The sequence below is a fragment of the Streptomyces sp. NPDC052042 genome, from assembly GCF_044548345.1.
GTDB lineage: Bacteria > Actinomycetota > Actinomycetes > Streptomycetales > Streptomycetaceae > Streptomyces.
The window spans coordinates 50492-71384 of record NZ_JBIUBU010000008.1 but is presented as its reverse complement, the minus strand read 5'-3'; the positions used below and the strand labels follow the sequence as shown (position 1 = coordinate 71384).

Below are 20893 nucleotides of genomic sequence, written 5' to 3'. Positions count from 1 at the left end.
ATGCTAGCTTGTTCTAGGTTCGTCGAACATCGAACAAGGAGGATCATGACTCGCAACCCGCTCTGGCTCTTCGCCCTGTTCATCGCCACTTTGTCGCTGGGCACCGACGAGTTCGTCATCGCTGGAGTCCTGAACACCGTCGCAGCCGACCTCGGCGTGACCGCAGGAACAGCCGGCCAGCTCGTGACCGGATTCGCCTTCGCATTCGCCCTCGGCGCCCCGGTGCTGGCAGTGTGGCTGGACCGCTATCCACGCCGACTTGTCCTGTGCGGCGGGCTCGCGGTGTTCGTGCTGGCGAACATCGGCTGCGCTCTCGCCCCTGGCCTGACGACCCTGTTCATCCTGCGGGTCCTCGCCGGACTTTCGGCGGCGGCCGTTTCGACCACCGCGTTCGCCGCGGCAGCCGAAGGGGCACCCGAGGGACGGCAGGGCACCTACCTGTCCGTGGTCACCGCAGGTCTCACCGTCGCCCTCTTCACCGGCGTTCCGGTGGGAACGTGGATCGCCGGAGCAACGAGCTGGCGCTCGACGTTCGTGTTGATCGCGGTCGTCGCAGCCGTCGCAGCCGTCATCGCGCTGACGACCATGCCACGCCTGCCCGGCGCCACGCCGAGCCCCCTGAACGCGCGACTCGCGCCGCTGCGCCGCCCGGCGGTGCTCCGGATGGTGGCCGCGATCTTCCTCTGCGGCACAGGCGGGCTGATGCTGTACACCTACCTCGGCCCGATCACCCTGCACACGCTCGGCACCGACCGCGCGCTGCCCGTGCTCCTGCTGATCGTTGGTCTGGTCGGTGTCGTCTCCGCGCTGCTGGGTGGCCGCCTCACAGATACCTACGGGCCTCGCCGAGCACGTCTGGCCGTCCTGGGCGGCCATGCACTCGCGCTCGCACTCCTCGCGGCCCTCGTATTCCTCGGCACACCGGTATGGGTGCTCGCAACGGGGATCGGTGTGTGGTCGGTCTTCGCGTGGGCACTCAATCCGCCCATGCAGGCCAGCACCATCCAGGCCGCCCCGGAGGCGGCGATGACCGCGGTCTCGCTCAACATCTCCGGCCTCTACCTCGGCACCGCAGTCGCCGGTGCGACCGGCGGACTCGCCCTCGATCACTTCGGCGCACCGGCAGTCCCGGTCCTCGGCGCCGTCGCACTGGCCGCGGCCTGGCTGATCGCCTTCCCGGAGATCAAGGCCCGAGCAGAATGAGCCGTACCCGAAAGCGAACTCCGCTTCAAACGGGAACAGGCGGGCCTCACCCTCGAAAGGCTGCTCGACGGCATCACGTACCTCAGCGACATCGAGCGCGGCAACCGCCGCATGCCCCTCGACCTCGCCCAGCACGTGGACCGAGTACTGGGCACGGACGGCTTCTTCGAGCGACGCCGCGAAGACGTACGCAAGGCCCGGCGCAGGGCATGCGGAGTACTTCGAACGTGTACTGGAGGCGGAGAAGCACGCCGAGGTCATCGAGCAGTGGTCGCCAGCGGTCGGTCGGTGAGCTCGACCGCATCGGCGCGGTGTCTCGACGAACGGCCGGGCCAGGCCAGTGCCCACAGGACACCCGGTACCCGGTACCCGGTCCGGGCGTACCGGCGGGGCGGGCTCGATGACGGAGCCGTCCCTCCCGGACCAAGGCCGCACCCCTCACCGTCGCATCCGGCTGGCGAGGTCGCCGGACGCGGAGAACGGGCAGGATTTCGCGCCGCGCAGCGAGGGTCTTCACCGGTGACTACGGGCAGGACTCGTCGAACTTGACGGCAGTGAACTCGACCGGCTGCCCGTTGAGCGCGGCTCCGGCCTTCGGGTTCTGGGTGCAGATCTTCCAGTTGCTCTCCACTAGGACCATGCGGTCTCGGCCGGCGTCCTTGACCGTGATCGATGTGCTTGAGTCGAGAGATGCTCGTGCGGACTTGACGGACGTGCCGACAAAGCCGGGCATGGTGTTCCGGGCCGGGGCAGGCTCCTTCCTGTCCTTGGACGGGCAGGACTCCGCCAGCTTCACCGCTCCGAAGTCGATTTTCGTATCGACCGGAATGGTCTTTCCTGGCGCGTAGTTCTGGGAGCAGACCTTCCAGTTGCGGTCGAACGCCTGCATTCGGCCGCGACCGGCACTGTCATGGGATGCGAGGAAATGGAATCCGTCGGCCTGCGCCTTGTCCTGCGCGGACTGCAGACCCATCCCGACAAAATTCGCCACCTCCCTTCGCTCGACAGGCTTGTCGTCCTCTTCCGGCCTTTCCGGCGGCGCCGTACTTGAAGCGGTGACGGCCGGCGGTGGCGTGGTGGGCTGTTGAGCAGTGTTGGCCGGGTCGCAGCCCGTCAGTGCCACGGCGGCCAGACCGACGAGCGCGGCAGTGGTCGTGCGGGTTCGCACGTTGTCCCCCCAAAGGTGGTTCAGAAAGAAATGACGGTATCCGGGCCGCGCAGCCTGATGAGCACGCGTTTCGGTAATGATGGAGTGGTGAGTTCGTCGTCGCTCACACCATTCTGGCCGGAACTGGCCCGGCATCGCGCTGATTCCGGGTCGGCGCCGGGGAATCGAATCCCAGCCCGAGGGCTGTCCCGTCATCCGGCGCCGGGCGCCCGCCAGGGATGACGGCACAACCCTCAGCCGGGCTTGATCGTCGCGAGCTGCGCGAGCAGCAGGACCAGCCGGTAGGCGTCGCCGAAGTCGGCGGCGGTGAAGGCGACCGTGCGACCACCGTCACCACGGGAGACGCCCGGCACGAGCGTCGCCAGGTCGACCGTGGACGGCGCGGAAAGGTCGACCTCGACCTCAAGCGGTCCGGCAAGGGCCAGCGGCGAAACCTGTGTATGCCGCGTGATGGCTTCGGCGGCCGCGCCGCGCAGCCGCTCCCGCGCTTCTTCGGGGTGCAGAGCGACGGCGGCGCTCTGACCGAGGGCTTCCTTGACGGCGACGGTGACCGCCGAGGGGACCAGATCGCTCAGTTCGGCACAGGCACTGTCGTCGCCGCTGAGCAGCACGACCGGTACGCCCAGGTGCCCGGCCATGGCGGCGTTGAGACCGATCTCGCCCAGGGAACGCCCGGCCACGCGCACGTCGAGGATGCCGTCGTTCATGGTGTGTGCCAGCACGGACGGGCCTCGGCCGGCACGTGCGTGATAGCCGACGAGCAGCACCGCGTCGGTACGGTCGTCGAGCCCGCCGAGCATGCCCAGCGGACGCGGCTTGCCACGCACCAGTCGTGCCCGCCGGTCAAGCTCCTCCGGCAGCAGGTTGCGGAACGGCCCATGCGCGTCGGCTACCCACACCACGGCAGCGGGCTCGGCGTCCAGCACCCCGGCGATCACGCTGTTCGCCTCGGCCGTCATCAATGCGCGTCTGCGCTCGTAGTCGTAGCGATCCGGGTTCGTCTCAGTGGGATGCACGATCCCCGAGATGCCCTCCATGTCAACAGATATCAGTACCCTCATGTTTCAGGAATTCTATGTGCCCTGTGCATCGTCCCGACAGTGCACGACGGAACCTCTGGCCGGACTCTTCCCCACCCGGTCCGGCCCCCTTCACGCCCAGTCCGAACCCATTCGAGCCGAACCAGCTCGCAACCGAACCAGCTCGCAACCGATCCACGGCCGACTCGCCCGCGCGCCCGGCCGTGTCCTCCTGGCAGGAGCAATGAAGTGCAGCAGCTCACGTACGACGACATCAAGGCCGCCACCGACCGGATCACCGGTCACGTCCGCCCCCTCGCCATCGCCCCCATCGACTCGGAAACGGTCCGTACCGCGCACCTCGGGACCGTCGGCGGCCGGTCCGAGGAGGCTCCCTGCGGGGAGGTCTGGTTCGCGTTGGAGTTCATGCAGCACACCGGCTCCTTCAAGGCGCGCGGCGCGCGGAACTTCATCCAGGCCCATCGCGAGGCCGGCACCCTGCCGGATTCCGGGGTGACCATCGCCTCCGGGGGCAATGCCGGACTGGCCTGCGCGTGGGCCGCCCGGCAACAGGGTGTGCGGGCAACGGTGTTCCTGCCGACCGTCGCCCCGGCGGTGAAGGTCGCCAAGCTCCGCGCACTCGGCGCGGACGTACGGATCGTGGGCGCGGAGTACGCCGAGGCCCTGGAGGCGTGCGCCGAGTTCACCGCCACGACCGGCGCGCTCGCCTCGCACGCGTACGACCACCCGCTGATCGCCGCCGGAGCCGGGACGCTGATGGAGGAGATCCACGCCCGCATTCCCGGCCTGGACACCGTGGTGGTCTCGGTCGGTGGCGGTGGGCTGTTCGCCGGGGTCGCCACCGCCGCCCGGCACCACGGAATCCGTACGGTCGCCGTCGAACCGGAGAACTGCCGGGCGTTGAACGCCGCCGTCGAGGCCGGGCGACCGGTCGATGTGCCCGTCGACTCGGTCGCCATCGATTCCCTCGGCGCCCGCCGCGCCACCGCGCTCGCCCTGGACGCGGCCCGCCAGGACGGGGTGCACTCCGTCCTGGTACCGGACAGCGAGATCGTGCGTGCCCGCCAGGCGTTGTGGGACCACCACCGCGTCGCCGTCGAGCACGCCGCCTCCACCGCTCTGGCCGCGCTCACCGCCCCGGCCCCATACGGGTACCGGCCGAGCAGCGGCGAGAAGATCGCCGTCGTACTGTGCGGCGCGAACACCGACCCGAGCGACCTGGCGTCCGGTCTCGGCGATCACTCGTGAGGTCTCCGTGGCGGGTGGGCCCTGGGTGCTGATGGACTGCGGGGCGATCTCGGAGCGAGCCGCCGGACGGGCGGTCCCAGAGCGAGCGGCCGGGGCCGACGCGGGGTGCGTTCCGGCCCTGGAGGGGTTCGCGGTCCGGCGGATCCTCGGGGTCGTTGGCTCAGGGCGACAGCAGGCGGTCGACGGCGAGGCGGGTGCGCTCGGGGGCCAGCGGGTCGCGCTCCAGTTGGATCGCGTGGTTGAGGCCCAGGTAGAGGCCGATCAGTTCGAAGGCGATCTGGCGGGGGTCGGTGCCCGCAGGCAGCTCACCCGCACGTACCGCCAGGCGCAGGTCCACCACGAGCCGACGCCGCCAGATGCGGAAGAGCCGCTCCACCACGTCCCGCACCGGCCCGTCGGCGCGGCCGTCGAACTCGACCACCGCGGTGGTGAACAGGCAGCCGCCGGGGAACGCCTCCCGCTCGCGCTCCAGATAGCCGATCCACCGCTCGCAGACCGCCCGCAGCCGGGTCAGTCCGGGCCTGGCGTCGGCGACCGGTTCCCACACCGACTCCAAGAAGATCACCGATGCCCGGTCCAGGGCGGCCAGTTGGAGCACTTCCTTGGTGCCGAAATGGCCGAGCAGGCCGGACTTGCTCATCCCGAGGTCGGCGGCGAGCCGTCCGATCGTGAGCCCTTCCAGGCCCTCGACCGAGGCGACGGCGACGCTGCGATCGATGATCCGGTCCCGCGTTCTGCGGGCCTCGACGACGGATTTGCGCGGGCTCATGAACTCCAGGGTATCGGGGCATCCCATGCCCCACGCTTTAACTTCCGATCGGTCGTTCGCTATATTCGCGGCATCGTGATGCCCGATTCGAGGAGCGCCATGCCAGGAGCCCGCATCGCCGCGCTCGGCCACCACCAGCCGAATCGCGTGCTGACCAACCACGACCTCGCCACGATGGTGGAGACCAGCGACGCGTGGATCCGGCAGCGCACCGGGATCGCCACCCGCCGCATCGCGGACGAGGAGTCCGTCGCCGACCTGGCCGCCGCCGCTGCGGGCAAGGCGCTCGCCGCCTCCGGGCTCACCCCGGAGGAGATCGGCCTGGTCACCGTCGCCACCTGCTCGGCGATCGACCGCTGCCCCAGCATCGCCGCCCAGGTCGCCGGGCGCCTCGGCGTCCCGTCCGCCGTCGCCTACGACCTCAACAACGGCTGTGCCGGCTTCTGCACCGCCCTGGCCACCGCCCACCATGCGGTACGCGCCGGCGCCGCCCGGCACGCCCTGGTCGTCGGCGCCGAGAAGATGTCCGACGTGACCGACTGGACCGACCGCAGCACCTGCGTCCTGCTCGGCGACGGGGCCGGGGCAGCGGTGGTGAGCGCCGCCGAGGACGACGCCATCGGGCCGGTCGTCTGGGGCTCCGACCCCACCCGGCGCGACGCCGTCCGGCTCGTCGACGCCTGGCACCCGCGTTTCGCCCAGGAAGGCCAGACGGTCTTCCGCTGGGCCACCACCGAACTCCCCGCCCTCGCCACGGAGGCCTGCCGCCGGGCCGGGGTCGCCCCCGAAGACCTCGGCGCGATCGTCACCCACCAGGCGAACCTGCGCATCGTCGACTCCGTCGTGCGTCAACTCTCCCTGCCCGACCGGGTGGTGGTCGCCCGCGACGTCGTCGACTCCGGCAACACCTCCGCCGCCTCCATCCCCCTCGCCCTGGCCAAACTCGTCGAACGCGACGAGGTCTCCCCAGGCGCCCCCGCTCTGCTGTTCAGCTTCGGCGGCGGCCTGTCGTGGGCGGGGCAGGTGGTCCGCTGCCCGTGACCGGCGGGCCCGTCCCGAGGCACGAAGCCCCCGAAGCGCGAAACGGAAACGGCCCCGCGACAGGAACAGGACGGGACGGCGGCAGCAGTAAGAACAACAAGAACAACGACAACAGCAACGCCGGCGTCGCGCACCACCGGCGCATCGCAACACACCAGCGCTCCTTTCGCACCGGCGCGCTTCGCAACCCACCGTGCGAAAAGGGCGCGCCCGGTCTCCGGGCGCGCCCTTCACGGACAACGCACAGCTCATACGCAGACGTACGGCGGCGTACGGCGGCTCACACGTCCGCCGCGTACGGATCCACACGTTTCCGCGATGCGCGGATACGTGCGGCGCGCACGGCCCCGTCAGCGGTCGCGACGACGCTCGCGGATGTCGTTCTCGGTGTCCTGGAGGCGCTCACGGCCCCGCTGCGTCGCCTGCTGGCCGCGGCCGGGCTCGTCCTTCATCCGTTCCCGGCCCTCGCCCGTCCGTTCCCGGCCCTCGCCCGTCCGGCCGCGGCCCTGGCCGCGTTCCTCGTTGCGGCCCTCGTCCGGCTTCTTCTTCGCCTGGTCGGCGAGCTGCTGTGCCTTGTCCTTGAACTGGTCTGAGATACCCATGCTGTTCACTCCTCGTGGGTGCGTGGGGGCGGTCCGTGAGGACCTCGACCACAGTCGCACGCCCCGACACCCAGCGCATGTCGATCAGTTACGCTGCGTGCCCGTCGCCCGCGCATTCTGATCGGCGGCACCTCCGGCTCCCACGAGCCCCCGGCCTATGCCCGCCAGGCGCGGCCCGAACCGGCGCATCTCGCGCTGGCCCACGGCCCCGATCAGCGTCGGCAGGTAGCCGCGCACGGACTGCATGCCGCGCAACCACCGCTGCGCGTACACATGCGCGGAGCGCCGCTCGATACCGGCCACGATCCGGTCGACGGCCGGGCCCAGCGGATATGTGCGGTTCGCGGGCCAGGGCAGCCGCTGCCGCAGCTCCCGCATCACGTCGTCCTGGTCGGCGCCCCGCACCATGTCCGTGTCGGTCCAGGACAGGTAGCCGACCCCGACCTTCACCCCGCGGTAGCCGACTTCCGCGCGCAGGCTGTGCGCGAACGCCTCCACACCCGACTTGGACGCGCAGTAGGCGGTCATCATCGGCGCGGGCGTCATCGCGGCGAGCGAGGCGATCTGGAGGAAGTACCCGCGGCTCTCCATGAGCACCGGCAGGAACGCCCGCCCGGTGACCGCGCCACCGATCAGATTGACCTCGATGACCCGGCGCCACGCCTCCGGGTCCGAGTCGACGAACAGGCCGCCCGTCGCGACCCCGGCGTTGGCGACGACGACATCGACCTTCCCGAACCGCTCCTTGACCTCCTGGGCCACCCGCTCCATCGCCTCGTGGTCGGTGACGTCCGCGAGCCAGTGGTCGCTGTCGCCGTGCAGCCGTTCGGAGACCTTCTTCAACTCGTCCGGCTCCAGGCCGACCAGGGCGAGCTTCGCGCCACGCGCCGAGAGTTTGCGCGCCAGCAGTTCGCCCACACCACGCGCCGCGCCCGTGACGACGACGACCTGTCCTTCGAGACCCCGCGCGCCGCTCATGCCACATCCTCCTTCTCGGCCATGCCGTCCACCGTTCCGCTACGCGTCCCCTCGGCCTCGGCACCCGCGCCGCCCGGGATACCCGCGCCCTCAGCCTTGGTACCCGCACCGCCCGGGACACCCACGCCGTCGGCCTCGGCGACCGGACCGCCGCCCGCCGCCCGTACGTACGCGGTGACCAGTTCCCGGATCCTGGCGGTGACCGCCTCCGGGGCCTCCACGGGCGTCATGTGGCCCACCCCCGTGAGCAAGGTCAGCCCCAGGGAGTCGGGCAACGAGGCCATGAGCGCGTGGGCGTGCACGGGCGGCGTCAGCCGGTCCTCCGTGCCCGCGATCACCGCCGTGGGCACGGTCAACTCCCTTACGCAGGCGTCGAGGTCGAGCTCCGCGAGAACATGTCCCCATGCCTGCCTGGCCGTTCGAGGACAGGCGTGCACGATCCGGGCGCAGGTCTCGACCCGTTCCGGCGCCGAACCCGGCCCCATCGTCCCGTACTTCAGCATCCGCCGTGACAACGGCGTGATGGGCCCGAGCGGTGCGGGCGAGCGCAGGATCGCCCTGTGTATTCGGTCACGCACGGCCCCGGCCCGCAGCGGGACCACCCGCGACTCGGCTGCCAGCCGTGCACTGCCGGTGCTGCACAGCAGCACGGCGGCGGCGTGCGCGCGCACCGTCGGCCGCTGCGATGCGGCCATCACCGTCATACCGCCCATGGAGTGCCCGGCGATCACCGCCTTCTCCCCCGGTTCCAGGGTGGCGGCCAGCACCGCTTCGAGGTCGTCGGCGAGCGCGTCCGTGCTGTACCCCTCGCGCCCCACCTCGGGTGAACGGCCGTGCCCGCGCTGGTCGTAGGCGATGACGCGGTGGTCCGCCGCCAGGTCCCCGATCTGCGCGTCCCAGAAGCGGGTGCTGCACGTCCAGCCGTGCGCCAGCACCACGGCGGGCGCGCCGTCCTGACCGTGCACCTCCACGTGGACGCGGGCGCCGTCGGCGGAGCGCGCGGTCAGCGTGCGTATCGGAACGGGGGCGCCGTCGCCCCGCGACAGCCGGCTCACCCCGCCACCTTCTTCCCGGCGGAGCCCGCCATGGCGGACGCCCCGGACGCGGCGGCGCCGGCGGTCTCGGCAACTCCGGCGGAACCAGCGGCATCGGCCGTCTCGGCGGGCCGCCGCTGGGCGCGTACGACCTGGTACTCCCCGAGGTCCACCGCCCGCGTCACCTTCCGGAACTCGGTGGTGGTGCCCGGCCAGACCGTGGTGTTGCGCCCGTTGGCGTCCAGGTACCAGCTGTTGCAGCCGCCGGTGTTCCACACGGTGCGCTTCATCCGCTGCTGGACGCGGCGGTTCCAGACGTCCACCGCCGCGGGGCGTGCGTCGAGGGCGACCCGGCCGCCCAGCACGTTCAACTGGCGCAGGTAGTCGGCCATGTAGTTCAGCTGGGACTCGATCATCAGGATCATCGAGGAGTTCCCGAGGCCGGTGTTGGGGCCGATGACCGTCATCAGGTTGGGGAACCCGGCCACGGTCGCACCACGCAGCGCCTGCATGCCGCCCGCCCAGGACTCGGCGAGCGTGACGCCCTCCGCACCCACCACCCGCTCGGCGATCGGCATGTCGGTGACGTGGAAGCCGGTGCCGAAGATGATGGCGTCGACCTCGGACTCCGTACCGTCCGACGCCACGACCGTGGAGCCGCGCACCTCGGCCAGGCCGGAGGTCACGACATCGACATTGGGCTGGGCGAGAGCCGGGTAGTACGAGCTGGAGAGCAGGATCCGCTTGCAACCGATGCGATAGGAAGGGGTCAACTTGGCCCGCAGCACGGGGTCCTTGATGGCGCGCGCCATGTTGGACTTGGCGATCTTCTCGACCAGCCCCAGCTCGTTCGGGTGCTTGGTGAAGGCACTGACCTGCAACTCCCGGATACCCCACAGCAGTCCGCGGCGCGCGGTGCCCGTGACCGGGAGCGCGCGGTGCAGCCGGCGCTCGGCCTCGCTGATCCTGCGGTCCATGCGCGGCATGACCCAGGGCGGGGTGCGCTGGAAGAGCGTCATCCGTCCGACCTTGGGCTGGATCGCGGGCACGATCTGGATGGCGGACGCGCCGGTGCCGACCATCGCGACGCGCTTGCCGGTCAGGTCGTAGTCATGGTCCCAGCGCGCCGAATGGAAGACCTTGCCGGGGAACCCGTCAAGGCCGGGAATGTCCGGCGTCTTCGGGTCGGAGAGCGGACCGGTCGCAGAGACGACGACGTCAGCCGTGAACGTGGCCCCGTTCGCCGTCTCTATCCGCCAGTACAGCTCCTCGCGGTCCCAACGCATCAACGTCACTTCGTGGTTGAGCCGTATGTGCGGGCGCAGCCCGAAGGTGTCCGTCACGTGTTCCAGGTAGGCGCGGATGTGCTCCTGCCCGGAGAAGGTGCGCGGCCACTCGGGGTTGGGTGCGAACGAGAACGAGTAGAGGTGCGAGGGAACGTCACAGGCACAGCCCGGATAGCTGTTGTCGCGCCACGTCCCGCCCACGGAATCGGCCCGTTCGAGGACGACGAAGTCCGTGATGCCTTCGCGGCGCAGCCGGACCGCGGCCCCGAGGCCGCCGAATCCGGATCCGATCACCGCCACCCTTACGTGCTCATGCTGGGCCATGCTGCCGCCTCCCGCGATACGCCACACGACTCTGCCAGCGATCACTGGCACGATTGGAGCCTAGAACAGCTCCGTACCAATGGGTAGGGGTACGGCGAAGGCAAGTTACCGTCGGTACAACGTAGGGTGCGGCTGTGGTTGAAAGACGCGAGCATCGTGAGTACCGGATGGAAGAGCTGGCCGACGCAGCCGGCATCCCCGTCCGGACCGTGCGCTTCTACCGGGAGCGCGGCCTGCTTTCGCCGCCTCGCCGCGAGGGACGCATCGCCTGGTACGACGACCACCACCTGGCCCGACTGCGCACCATCGCCGGCCTGCTGGAGCGCGGGCACACCCTCAGCGGCATCGCCGATCTGGCCCGCGCCTTCGAGAGCGGGCGCGACGTCGCCGAGGTGCTGGGACTGGGCGAACCGACCGAGGAGACCCCGGTCCGCCTCGCCCCCGAACAGCTCGCGGACTACTTCGAGGGCGAGACCAACCCGGAGAACCTCGCGACCGCGCTGGAGCTCGGCTACCTGGCCACCGACGGCGACGAGATCGTCCACATCAGCCGTCGCCTGCTGGAGGTATCGGCCGAACTGGTGCGCAAGGGGGTGCCGCTCGCCGCGATCCTCGCGGCCGGTCGCAGCGTCCGCAAGCACGCGGATGACTTGGCGGACCTCTTCGTGAGCGTGCTCGAATCGCACGCCGACGCCCCCGAGCCGCCGCAACTCCGGCCGCTGGCCCACGCGGTGATGGACGCCGAGCTGTCCATGGCCCTGGACCGCAGGCTGCGCCGCGAACGCCGCGAACCTCCCGACCGGCCGTCGGAACCCCGGGAGCCCGCACCCTCCTGACCCCCCGCCCCGGCGCACGGGCCGAACGGGGGCGTGCGGCCGGGCGGGCGCGCACGCCCTCGTATGCGAGTACGTCCGGACGGGCGCGCACACCCCTGGCCGATGGCGCGGCCAGGTCCGGAGACACCGCAGGCCAAAGACGTACGACCGGGCACGAGGCGCCGTCCCGGCACCCAGGCTCGCCCAGGCACGGGAGATCGCCCCGGCACCGAGGCACGGCCGGGCGCGCAAGGCCGGCCCGAGACGTTCGGCCATGACGGGTGGGGCGGAACGGACAAGCGGGAAATGATGCACGGAGACGGACGACGCAAAACGGTGAGCCTCGGTTCCGGGGCGTGGTCCGTCTCAGCGGTATCCGGCCAGACCGTCCGCCAACTCCGCCTCATCGCCGTCACGCATGCCCCAAAGTGCCTGCTGGAGGGCGAACGTGCCGCGGATCGCGGCGATACGGGCGAGACGCCCGGCGTCCGGAGGGCCGCTCAGGGCGAGCACCCGCGCCAGCAGCTCGTCGCCGTAGCTCGCACCCACGGCCGCGAGGTCCTCGGCCTGATCACCGAGTGCGACGTCGTCCCAGTCGAGCACCCCGACGAGGCGGGGAAGGCCGCGCTCCCACTCCCACAGAACGTTCTCGGCACCGAGGTCACCGTGGACCACGGCCACGTCCGCCGCGCCGGTGCGCGGCAGCTCGTCGAGCGCCGCGAGCTCCCGTTCGGCCCGCAGGCGCCCCCGCTCGGACATGAGCCCGAACAGCTCCGCGCGCACGCCCTCCGCGAACCGCCGCCACCGGCCCTCCGGCTCCTGGGGCAGAACGGCTCGAACCGCACCATCCGCACCGGCACGCACCAGCCCGCCCAGCAGCGCGGCATACTGCCGCGCCACGGCCTCGGCCATCCCGACATCGCCGACCGCGTCGGCGGCCAGCGGCTCCCCCGGAATCCGGCCGAGCACCAGATACGGCACCCCGCCACCGGAACCTCCACCTCCAACGGCATCGGCATCGGCATCGGCATCGGCATCGGCAGCAGCGACAGCGGCGTCACGGTCCACGCCCCGGCCCACGGGCTCGGGCGTCCGGAAGCCGAGGTCCACCCCGGCGAGCACGCGCAGCCTCGCCTCCCGCTCGGGCAGCCGGGCGGCCGCCGCGCCGGTGCGCGGCAGACACACGACACGGTCCGAGCCGACGACGACGTCGTGGAACTGCCCTCGGCGCACCGTGAGACGGCCCGGTTCGTCCTCGGGCAGCAGCCGCCCCATCAACGCGCGATGCCTCGTCAACACAGGGTGCCTCAACAGACCTCCCGGGGGCCCTACGGACCGGAACCGTCCTGACGGCCGCTCACGACAGGTCGTAGGTCACCGTCACCGGCGCGTGGTCGCTCCATCGCTCCGGGTGCGTCGCGGCCCGCTCGACCCAGCCCTTCACCGCACGGGCGGCCAGCCCCGGCGTCGCCACGTGGTAGTCGATCCGCCAGCCCGCGTCGTTGTCGAAGGCCCGCCCCCGGTAGGACCACCACGAGTACGGCCCCTCCTGGTCCGGGTGCAGCGCCCGCACGACATCGACGTACTCGGCCTCGTCGAAGACCCGGGTCAGCCACTCCCGTTCCTCGGGCAGGAAGCCGGAGTTCTTCTTGTTGGCCCGCCAGTTCTTCAGGTCGGCCTCGCGATGGGCGATGTTCCAGTCGCCACAGACCACGACCTCGCGCCCGCCGGCGGCTGCCCGCTCCTTCAGCCCCTTCAGATACGGCAGGAACGCGGCCATGAACCGCTCCTTCTCCTCCTGCCTCTCCGTACCGACCTCACCGGAGGGCAGATACAGGCTGGCCACCGTCACACCGGGAAGGTCGACCTCGACATAGCGACCGCTGGTGTCGAACTCCTCGCCCCCGGCCTGGCCGAAGCCGCCGAACCCGATCTGCACGCGCTCCGGCGCACGCCGGGTGTAGAGGGAGACGCCCGCACGCCCCTTGGCAGCTGCCGGCGCGTGCACGGTGTGCCAGCCCTCGGGATCACGCACCTCGTCCGGCAGCTGCCCCGGCTCGGCACGCACCTCCTGGAGACAGATCACATCGGCACCGGTCCCGGCCAACCATTCGACGAATCCCTTTTTGGCGGCGGCGCGGAGCCCGTTTACATTGGCGGTGGTCACAGTGAGCATTACGGCACGATACCGGCATCGAGAAATGCATGCATGTACCATTCTTCGCATGATTATTCAGCCTCGGCCCTTCGATCACGCCGACGCCCTCAAGCTCAACGCCCAGGTCCTGCGTGAATACGCCGAGCGGTACGGCGACGATGAGGGCGATGTCACACCCCTCGACCCGTCGATGTTCGAGCCCCCGCACGGTCTGTATCTGCTCGTCTACGACGAGCAGGGCCACCCCGTCGCCACCGGCGGCTGGCGATCCCAGGAGCGGAACGCCGAGGGCTACTCAGACGGCGACGCCGAGCTGAAGCGGATGTTCGTGATCCCGGAGAGCCGCGGCCTGGGCCTGGCCCGCCGCATACTCACCGCCCTGGAGACCGACGCACGGGCGGCGGGCCGGACCCGCATGGTGCTGGAAACCGGGGACCAGCAGCCCGAGGCCATAGCGCTGTACACGTCCAGCGGCTACGCCCCGTGCGAGAAGTTCGGTTACTACCGCAATTACGACAGCAGCCTCTGCATGGCCAAGCCCCTGCGTTAACCGCCCCTCCGACGCCCTCGGCTTCTCCACCCCCTGTCACCTTCGGCCTCCCGGCCTCTCCGGGGCGGGGCCTGCCGGACACCCGGCAGCATCCCGGAAGCGGCTCACTGGGCGCCCGCCTGTGGGACGGGGTCGACGATCAAGTGGCAGAGGCCGCTCGACACATACATGGCCGACCGGCTGACCGAGCCCGGACCGCTGAGCGCCTCTCTGCTCTCGGCGCGCGGCACCCTGGTGGTGCCGGCCACGGTCACGCTCAGCACCCTCACCATCGCGCTCGCGCCGTTGACCGTGAATTCCGCCGCACCGCTCCAGCGGCGCGTCCACACTGCTGGAATGGGCGCGCACGCTGCGGAACCCACGCCCCCCGAGCCCCACCTCTCCCTGTCCCGGCCTCAACTGCGGCCTCGGTCGAGCGAACCGCTCGGCTTAACTCGTCATCAGCGCCGATGACTTCGGAATGCGGCACTCGGTCAACGCAGCGGTCATCGAATCGATCGAGCGCGGAGTCGTCGGCTCCTGCGGCCTGATGCCGCCGTGCCCCGCCGTACCGGACGCCATGCGGCTATTCGGTCGTAGTCCGTCAAGACGAGGACCAGTCCAGCGCCTTCGGGAGTGTCGTCGTAGCAAGGCATGCCGCCGTGCCCGGACCAGCCGTGCGCCCGGGCGCACGCGATCACGCCCACAACTCCCGTTGGCCACCGACCGCCGACCGCCACCCCGAACGCTCTCGAACAAGCGCCGGCCCCGAACCAGCACCGGAACCGAACAAGACTGGGAAACAACAAAGGTCTCGGCCGATCATTAAGACCGGCCGAGACCTTGTCAACCGTACTTGATCTGGCTCAAGTACGGTCTTGCGGTGGACCTGAGGGGATTTGAACCCCTGACCCCCTCGATGCGAACGAGGTGCGCTACCAGACTGCGCCACAGGCCCTTGCAACGAGTGAAACTCTAGCATCCCCACGGGCGTGCTCGGAAATCCGATACTCGCTGGTCAGCCGAGACGGCCGCGCGGTGAGCCGGAGGGTCTCACTCATTGGCGGCACGGGGCCGGTCGCCGTCCTCGTACTGATCGAAGAGCGGGGTCCGGCCGCGGTCGCGGGAGCGGCGGGGCTGGGTGGCGCGCTGGCGGGGTGCCGGTTCGACGGGAGGTGCCGCGGGGTGCGAGGCGCCCGTCCGGGAGGGCTCGCCGGTGCTGGAGCGGGCGGCGCTCCAGGTCTCCGGGTTGCCCACCTCGACGCCGCCCGTGGCGCGCGGGGCGACCGGGGCGGTGACATACGTGGGCAGCGGGACCGGGACGGGCTCCCAGCTACCACCGCGGGCTGGGCCGCGCTGGCGCTGCTGGTCGACCCATTCCGCGTGGTCCGTCTGCTCGACGAGGGCGCGGCGGCCCGCCTCCTGGGGGGAGACCGCGGGGGCCGGCTGGGGCTCCGGGCCGCGTGCCTCGGGCTCCTCGCCGGGCTCGGCGGGTCGGTCCTCGGCGGCCTGCTGCCTGCGGGGGCGGTTCTCGCGCAGCTGCCGCGCCGCCGCTTCAGCCCGGCGCCGGTCCATGGTGAAGGCGAACCGGCGCCGCTCCTGGGTGCGCAGATGCACGATGTACACGCTCAGCAGCACCGCCGGGACCGCCGGCGCCCAGAGGAAGGTGAGGCCGCCGACCGCGGCGACGACCGCCCCCAGGGTGAAGGCGAGGAACAGGATGGTGGTGGTCCGCCGACGGCGCGCGAGGACCTGGAGGCGCTGGGCTCGGCGGGCGCGCTCGGCATCCGTACGGCCGGAGCGCGGGCGTGCGCGTCGCGCCGGGTCGGGACGCCGCCGGTCCGCGTGCTCCGGCACGTGCGCCGGGTCGTGCGACCGCGCCTCGGTGTATGCCTCGGGCGCGGCGAAGGCCCGGACGTCCACGGGGTCCATTCGGTCCGTGTCGGCGTCCGGGTCGGCGTCGAGGGCGGCCTCCTCACCCATGCGCCCCCGCAGGTCCTTGGCGTACCGGCGCTCCATCGCCGCCCGTCCGGACAGCAACCGGATGGCTGTGCTGAAGCGTTCCGTCGGACGAGCCTCGTTGAGTTCGTCCTGCCTGCGGAGCCACATCGGCACCAAATAGGCGGCCCAGGCCCCGACGATGACTGCGTAGATGAGGCCGCTGCTGCTCACGTCTCACACCGTAGAGGGGTTTGGGCGGGCCCATCGGCCAATTGGGCCGGTGTGTCGCGCAATCCCGCTGATATCAAGTGCTTTTTTTGTGATTGTTCCGATCAAACGTGGAGGTTTGGGCGTTCATTTGTGACCCGCATTGATCACAATCGAACGTTTATTTCATTTTCAGAGTGCCTCGGGCCCCTCAGACGCCCCAGGCCCCTCGGCTGTCCCAGCTCCGCCAGGCCGGTCGGGGCTCCCGGTTCCGCCAGACCGGTCGGGGCTCGCGTCGCCGCCAGGCCCGTCGGATGTCCTGGTGCCCTCGGGGGCCCCGGGGGCGGTCGGCGGCCCGGATGCCGCGGCTCTCGTACGGTGCCAGCGTTCGAGCAGGCCGCCGGGTACCTCCTCGGCGGTGAGCGCGTAGATCAGGTGGTCCCGCCAGGCGCCGTCGATGTGGAGGTAGCGCGGACGCAGGCCCTCCTCCCGGAACCCGAGTTTCTCGACGACCCTTCTGCTGGGCCGGTTCTCCGGGCGGATGCACACCTCGATGCGGTGCAGTCCGATCCCGCCGAAGCAGTGGTCGACGGCGAGGGCGACCGCAGTGGGCATCACGCCGCGACCGGCCACCTCCCGGTCGACCCAGTAGCCGATGTGACCGGAGCACATCGAGCCCCAGGTGATCCCGGCGACGGTGAGCTGACCGACGAGCCGGCCCCGGTACTCGATCGCGAAGGGCAGCATCCGGCCCGCATTGGCCTCGGCACGCAGGTGGCGCACCATCTGACGGTACGTGGGACGCCGTGCCACCGGCCCACCCGGGGCGGGCGGCGGCACGGTCGCCTCCCAGGGACGCAACCAGTCGCGGTTGCGCTGGTTGACCTCGCGCCACATGCGCTGGTCGCGCATCCTCACCGGGCGCAGGGAGATCTCGCCGTCGGTGAGGACCACCGGCCAGGTCGGAACGTTCAGCTCGGGCTCCCGGGTCGGGGGTGATCGCCACCGCGCAACTGGTCGACGGCGTGCACCAGGATGCCTTCGAGTACGGCGAGGCCGTCACGCACCCCGCCGGTGGAGCCGGGCAGATTCACGATCAGCGTGCCGCCCGCGACACCGGCCAGCCCCCGGGAGAGCGCGGCGGTGGGCACCTTGTCACGACCCTGGGCACGGATCGCCTCGGCGATACCGGGGATCTCCTGATCGAGGACACGGCGGGTGGCATCGGGGGTGCGGTCGGTAGGCGAGATGCCCGTACCACCGGTGGTGACGATCACGTCGTACCCGGCGGACACGCCGTCGCGGAGCGCCCGTTCGACCGGGTCGCCGTCGGGCACGACCTGCGGGCCGTCGGTGGCGAAGCCGAACCGGGTGAGCGCCTCGACGATGAGCGGACCACCCTTGTCGGCGTAGACCCCGGCCGCGGCACGGTTCGAGGCGGTGACGACGAGAGCGGCGTACGGGGCGAGCAGCGCCCCTCCAAGCGAAAGGCCCTCGTTGCCCCGGGGCCGGTCGTCGGCCGGAGGCGTGGCTCCGGACGGCGGTGTGGCTCGGGGCGGGGGCGTGGCTCGGGGCGGGGGCGTGGCTCCGGACGGGGGCGTGGACCGCTCGGCTCCGGAACCGGTCACGCGTCCGCTCCATCCGTGTCGGCCCGCCGGTAGTCGCCGGACGCACCGCCCGACTTCTCCTCGACCCGCACGTCCGTGATGACGGCCGACTTGTCGACCGCCTTGACCATGTCGATCACGGTGAGCGCGGCGACGGAGACCGCAGTCAGCGCCTCCATCTCGACGCCGGTGCGGTCGGTCGTCCGCACGGTGGCGCTGATCTCCACCGCGTCGTCGGCGACCCCCAGATCCACCGCGACGCCGGAGACGGCCAGCGGGTGGCAGAGCGGGATCAGGTCGGGGGTGCGCTTGGCGCCCATGATCCCCGCGATGCGAGCGGTGGCCAGGGCGTCGCCCTTGGGGACACCTTCGCCGCGGAGCAGTTCGACGACGCGCGGCGAGACGAGGACCCGGCCGCTGGCGCGGGCCACCCGGGTGGTGACGTCCTTCCCGGAGACGTCGACCATGCGGGCCGCACCCGTGTCATCGATGTGCGTCAGCCTGTTCTGCGTACTCAACTCACTCCGCCTCGCGGTAGGGCGCCGGTTGCCCGCTCGGCCCGCACCGGGGTGCGGGCCCGGGGCCCGGGATCGTCCCCGGGAAGGCACAGCGGCAGATACCGTACCGCCACCACCGGGAGATCAGCGGAGCAGGACCACCTCGGTGTCGGTACCGGGCTCGGCGGAGGTGACGTCCTCGGGCAGCACGATCAGCGCGTCCGCCCGGGCGAGGGCCGCGACCAGATGCGATCCGGAGCCGCCGACCGGGGTGACCGTACCGGCCTCCGCGTCGTACGTACCGCGCAGGAACTGGCGGCGCCCGGCCGGCGAGGTCAGCGCCTCGTCGGCCTTCAACGTGGCCCGGACGGTGGGGCGGTGCAGGTCCCCGAGACCCATCAGGGCACGGATCGCGGGCCGTACGAACAGCTCGAAGGAGACGTACGCCGAGACGGGATTGCCCGGAAGCGCCAGCAGGGGCGTGCGATCGGGGCCGATCGAGCCGAAGCCCTGCGGCTTGCCCGGTTGCATGGCGAGCTTGCGGAAGTCGACGCCGCCGGCCTCGTCCGCGTCGCCCACCGAGGACAGGGCCTCCTTGACGACGTCGTACGCGCCGACGCTGACGCCTCCCGTCGTGACGACGATGTCCGCGCGGATCAACTGGTCCTCGATCGTGGCGCGGAGCGTGTCGGCGTCGTCCGTGACGGCACCGACACGGTAGGCGATCGCCCCGGCGTCCCGGGCGGCGGCCGTCAGGGCGAAGCTGTTGGAGTCGTAGATCCGACCGTCGGTCAGTTCCTCACCGGGCTGGGCGAGTTCGGCGCCGGTCGAAATGACGACGACGCGCGGCCGGGGCCGCACCTTCACCGTCGCGCGGCCGATCGCGGCGAGCAGCCCGATCTGCGGCGGGCCGATCACCGAACCGGCGGGCAGGGCCAGTTCACCCGGCCGCACATCGCTGCCTCGGTCCCTGACGTGGGCGCGGGCCTCCACGGGGCGGTGCACGCGCACCTCGCCGCCCGCGCCCTCGGGGGCCTCGCGGTGTGCGCGCATGGTGTCGGCGGGACCACCCCCCGTGCCGCCGTCGGTCCACTCGACCGGGACCACCGCCTCGGCGCCGTCCGGCAGCGGGGCGCCGGTCATGATGCGAGCGGCCTCCCCCGGGCCGAGGCTCCGGCCGTCGGGCAGTCCGCCGCTGCCCGCCGCGACGTCGCCGATGACGGTGAGCACCGCGGGGGACTCCTCGTCGGCGCCCTCGACGTCGGCGACCCGGACCGCGTAGCCGTCCATCGAACTGTTGTCGAAGGGAGGCAGGGCGACTTCCACGAAGACGTCCTCGACGAGGACGCAGCCCTGGGCGTCGTGCAGTTGCAGCTCGATGGGCTCGAGCGGTCGCACCGCGCCGAGAATATCGTCCAGGTGCTCTTCCACCGACCACATCGTGCTGCTCAAGGTGCTACATCTCCTCAGTGACGAAACTACGGAGCCAGGCCTTGAAGTCCGGGCCGAGGTCTTCACGTTCGCACGCGAGTCTGACAATGGCACGGAGGTAGTCGCTCCGGTCGCCGGTGTCATAGCGGCGCCCCTTGAAGACGACGCCGTGGACCGGGCCACCGACCTTCTCGTCCTCGGCGAGGAGCTGGAGGGCGTCGGTGAGCTGGATCTCACCGCCCCGGCCCGGCCCGGTCCTGCGCAGTATCCCGAAGACGGCGGGGTCCAGGACGTAGCGGCCGATGATGGCGAGGTTGCTGGGCGCCTCCGACGGCTCCGGCTTCTCGACCAGGCCCGTCACACGCACCACATCGCCGTCGCCGCCCGGGGCCACGTCCGCACAGCCGTACATGTGGATCTGCTCCGGAGCGACCTCCATCAGCGCGACGACGCTGCCGCCCTCGCGCTCCTGGACCTCGACCATGTGGGACAGCAGCGGGTCGCGCGGGTCGATCAGGTCGTCGCCGAGGAGCACCGCGAACGGCTGGTCGCCGACGTGCGGCTCCGCACACAGCACCGCGTGGCCGAGACCGCGCGGATCGCCCTGCCGTACGTAGTGCATGGTCGCCAGGTCGCTCGACTCCTGGACCTTCCGGAGGCGATCGGCATCACCCTTGCGCGTGAGGGCGGACTCCAGTTCGTAATTACGGTCGAAGTGGTCCTCAAGAGGGCGCTTGTTCCGGCCGGTGATCATCAGGACATCGGAGAGCCCGGCTGCCACCGCCTCCTCGACGACGTACTGGATCGCGGGCTTGTCGACGACAGGCAGCATCTCCTTGGGAGTGGCCTTGGTGGCCGGCAGAAAGCGGGTACCGAGCCCTGCGGCCGGGATGACGGCCTTGCTGATCCTGCGGTGCGACATAGTCATGCGCAGAACGATATCCGGCACACATGGGCGGAAGATGAGGATCCGGTTAACTTTGTACGCTTATACGCACATATGAGAGGTTCAGGG

The 20893-nt window shown here is 71.1% G+C and carries 21 protein-coding genes, 1 tRNA gene and 2 pseudogenes; 7 read left to right on the top strand and 17 right to left on the bottom strand.

Annotation, left to right across the window (positions count from 1 at the left end):
• The first annotated feature begins 45 nt into the window (after positions 1–45).
• Positions 46–1203 carry an MFS transporter gene (locus ACIHCL_RS15895; RefSeq protein WP_399861985.1) on the top strand — a complete coding sequence of 386 codons (1158 nt, stop codon included), beginning with the start codon at positions 46–48 and terminating at the stop codon, positions 1201–1203.
• Positions 1204–1263: 60 nt separating this feature from the next.
• Positions 1264–1486: pseudogene (locus ACIHCL_RS15890) on the top strand (XRE family transcriptional regulator); the annotation flags it as partial.
• 240 nt (positions 1487–1726) lie between these two features.
• On the opposite strand, the gene ACIHCL_RS15885 reads toward ACIHCL_RS15890, so the two are convergent.
• Together ACIHCL_RS15885 and ACIHCL_RS15880 are read right to left on the bottom strand one after the other, a co-directional pair.
• Positions 1727–2506, bottom strand: coding sequence for a hypothetical protein (locus ACIHCL_RS15885; RefSeq protein ID WP_399861983.1), 780 nt, complete (start codon positions 2504–2506; stop codon positions 1727–1729).
• A gap of 98 nt (positions 2507–2604) precedes the next feature.
• Entirely contained in the window at positions 2605–3432 is an 828-nt protein-coding gene (locus ACIHCL_RS15880) for a M55 family metallopeptidase (RefSeq protein WP_399861981.1), read from the bottom strand.
• A gap of 207 nt (positions 3433–3639) precedes the next feature.
• Between ACIHCL_RS15880 and ACIHCL_RS15875 the strand changes: the two genes are divergently transcribed.
• On the top strand, positions 3640–4659 hold the full coding sequence (locus ACIHCL_RS15875) for a threonine/serine dehydratase (protein ID WP_399861979.1): 1020 nt from the start codon (positions 3640–3642) through the stop codon (positions 4657–4659).
• A gap of 160 nt (positions 4660–4819) precedes the next feature.
• Here ACIHCL_RS15875 and ACIHCL_RS15870 read toward each other — a convergent pair whose 3' ends face one another.
• Positions 4820–5428, bottom strand: a complete 609-nt coding sequence (locus ACIHCL_RS15870; protein WP_399861977.1) for a TetR/AcrR family transcriptional regulator — start codon at positions 5426–5428, stop codon at positions 4820–4822.
• 99 nt (positions 5429–5527) lie between these two features.
• On the opposite strand from ACIHCL_RS15870, the gene ACIHCL_RS15865 reads away from it, so the two are divergent.
• Positions 5528–6469, top strand: coding sequence for a beta-ketoacyl-ACP synthase 3 (locus ACIHCL_RS15865; protein WP_399861975.1), 942 nt, complete (start codon positions 5528–5530; stop codon positions 6467–6469).
• A gap of 350 nt (positions 6470–6819) precedes the next feature.
• Here ACIHCL_RS15865 and ACIHCL_RS15860 read toward each other — a convergent pair whose 3' ends face one another.
• The 4 genes from ACIHCL_RS15860 to ACIHCL_RS15845 form a co-directional block, all read right to left on the bottom strand.
• A complete protein-coding gene (locus ACIHCL_RS15860) occupies positions 6820–7071 on the bottom strand; it encodes a hypothetical protein (protein WP_399861973.1) in 252 nt (83 codons plus the stop codon).
• 84 nt (positions 7072–7155) lie between these two features.
• Positions 7156–8049, bottom strand: a complete 894-nt coding sequence (locus ACIHCL_RS15855; RefSeq protein WP_399861971.1) for an SDR family oxidoreductase — start codon at positions 8047–8049, stop codon at positions 7156–7158.
• Entirely contained in the window at positions 8046–9104 is a 1059-nt protein-coding gene (locus tag ACIHCL_RS15850) for an alpha/beta fold hydrolase (RefSeq protein ID WP_399861969.1), read from the bottom strand. Before ACIHCL_RS15850 ends, ACIHCL_RS15855 begins: the two co-directional genes overlap by 4 nt.
• A complete protein-coding gene (locus ACIHCL_RS15845) occupies positions 9101–10693 on the bottom strand; it encodes a flavin-containing monooxygenase (protein ID WP_399861967.1) in 1593 nt (530 codons plus the stop codon). Before ACIHCL_RS15845 ends, ACIHCL_RS15850 begins: the two co-directional genes overlap by 4 nt.
• A 167-nt stretch (positions 10694–10860) precedes the next feature.
• Here ACIHCL_RS15845 and ACIHCL_RS15840 point away from each other — a divergent pair, with 167 nt between their 5' ends.
• Positions 10861–11529, top strand: a complete 669-nt coding sequence (locus ACIHCL_RS15840) for a MerR family transcriptional regulator (RefSeq protein WP_399862299.1) — start codon at positions 10861–10863, stop codon at positions 11527–11529.
• A gap of 345 nt (positions 11530–11874) precedes the next feature.
• On the opposite strand, the gene ACIHCL_RS15835 is transcribed toward ACIHCL_RS15840, so the two are convergent.
• A complete protein-coding gene (locus tag ACIHCL_RS15835; RefSeq protein WP_399862296.1) occupies positions 11875–12783 on the bottom strand; it encodes a phosphotransferase family protein in 909 nt (302 codons plus the stop codon).
• Between the two features lie 82 nt (positions 12784–12865).
• Positions 12866–13684, bottom strand: a complete 819-nt coding sequence (locus tag ACIHCL_RS15830; RefSeq protein WP_399861965.1) for an exodeoxyribonuclease III — start codon at positions 13682–13684, stop codon at positions 12866–12868.
• A 49-nt stretch (positions 13685–13733) separates the two neighbouring features.
• Between ACIHCL_RS15830 and ACIHCL_RS15825 the strand changes: the two genes are divergently transcribed.
• Positions 13734–14216 carry a GNAT family N-acetyltransferase gene (locus tag ACIHCL_RS15825; protein ID WP_399861963.1) on the top strand — a complete coding sequence of 161 codons (483 nt, stop codon included), beginning with the start codon at positions 13734–13736 and terminating at the stop codon, positions 14214–14216.
• Positions 14217–14320: 104 nt separating this feature from the next.
• Here the strand turns inward: ACIHCL_RS15825 and ACIHCL_RS15820 are convergent, their stop codons facing one another.
• Positions 14321–14578 carry a hypothetical protein gene (locus tag ACIHCL_RS15820; RefSeq protein WP_399861961.1) on the bottom strand — a complete coding sequence of 86 codons (258 nt, stop codon included), beginning with the start codon at positions 14576–14578 and terminating at the stop codon, positions 14321–14323.
• A 98-nt stretch (positions 14579–14676) separates the two neighbouring features.
• Here ACIHCL_RS15820 and ACIHCL_RS15815 point away from each other — a divergent pair, with 98 nt between their 5' ends.
• Positions 14677–15024, top strand: coding sequence for a ChbG/HpnK family deacetylase (locus ACIHCL_RS15815; RefSeq protein ID WP_399861960.1), 348 nt, complete (start codon positions 14677–14679; stop codon positions 15022–15024).
• 55 nt (positions 15025–15079) lie between these two features.
• On the opposite strand, the gene ACIHCL_RS15810 is transcribed toward ACIHCL_RS15815, so the two are convergent.
• The 7 genes and pseudogenes from ACIHCL_RS15810 to galU all read right to left on the bottom strand — a co-directional run bounded on the left by ACIHCL_RS15810 (position 15080) and on the right by galU (position 20806).
• Positions 15080–15153 (bottom strand) — tRNA-Ala (locus ACIHCL_RS15810).
• A gap of 95 nt (positions 15154–15248) precedes the next feature.
• Positions 15249–16367 carry a gephyrin-like molybdotransferase receptor GlpR gene (gene glpR / locus ACIHCL_RS15805; protein WP_399861958.1) on the bottom strand — a complete coding sequence of 373 codons (1119 nt, stop codon included), beginning with the start codon at positions 16365–16367 and terminating at the stop codon, positions 15249–15251.
• 312 nt (positions 16368–16679) lie between these two features.
• Positions 16680–17297, bottom strand: a pseudogene (locus ACIHCL_RS15800) (GNAT family N-acetyltransferase); the annotation flags it as partial.
• Between the two features lie 17 nt (positions 17298–17314).
• The gene (locus ACIHCL_RS15795; protein WP_399862294.1) at positions 17315–17815 is read right to left on the bottom strand and encodes a molybdenum cofactor biosynthesis protein B; all 501 of its coding nucleotides are present in this window, start codon (positions 17813–17815) and stop codon (positions 17315–17317) included.
• A 152-nt stretch (positions 17816–17967) separates the two neighbouring features.
• Entirely contained in the window at positions 17968–18468 is a 501-nt protein-coding gene (gene moaC, locus ACIHCL_RS15790; RefSeq protein ID WP_399861956.1) for a cyclic pyranopterin monophosphate synthase MoaC, read from the bottom strand.
• A gap of 123 nt (positions 18469–18591) precedes the next feature.
• The gene (gene glp, locus ACIHCL_RS15785) at positions 18592–19899 is read right to left on the bottom strand and encodes a gephyrin-like molybdotransferase Glp (RefSeq protein WP_399861954.1); all 1308 of its coding nucleotides are present in this window, start codon (positions 19897–19899) and stop codon (positions 18592–18594) included.
• Between the two features lie 4 nt (positions 19900–19903).
• Positions 19904–20806 (bottom strand): UTP--glucose-1-phosphate uridylyltransferase GalU, encoded by a 903-nt coding sequence (gene galU, locus ACIHCL_RS15780; RefSeq protein WP_399861952.1) that lies wholly within the window; start codon positions 20804–20806, stop codon positions 19904–19906.
• Positions 20807–20893 lie beyond the last annotated feature (87 nt).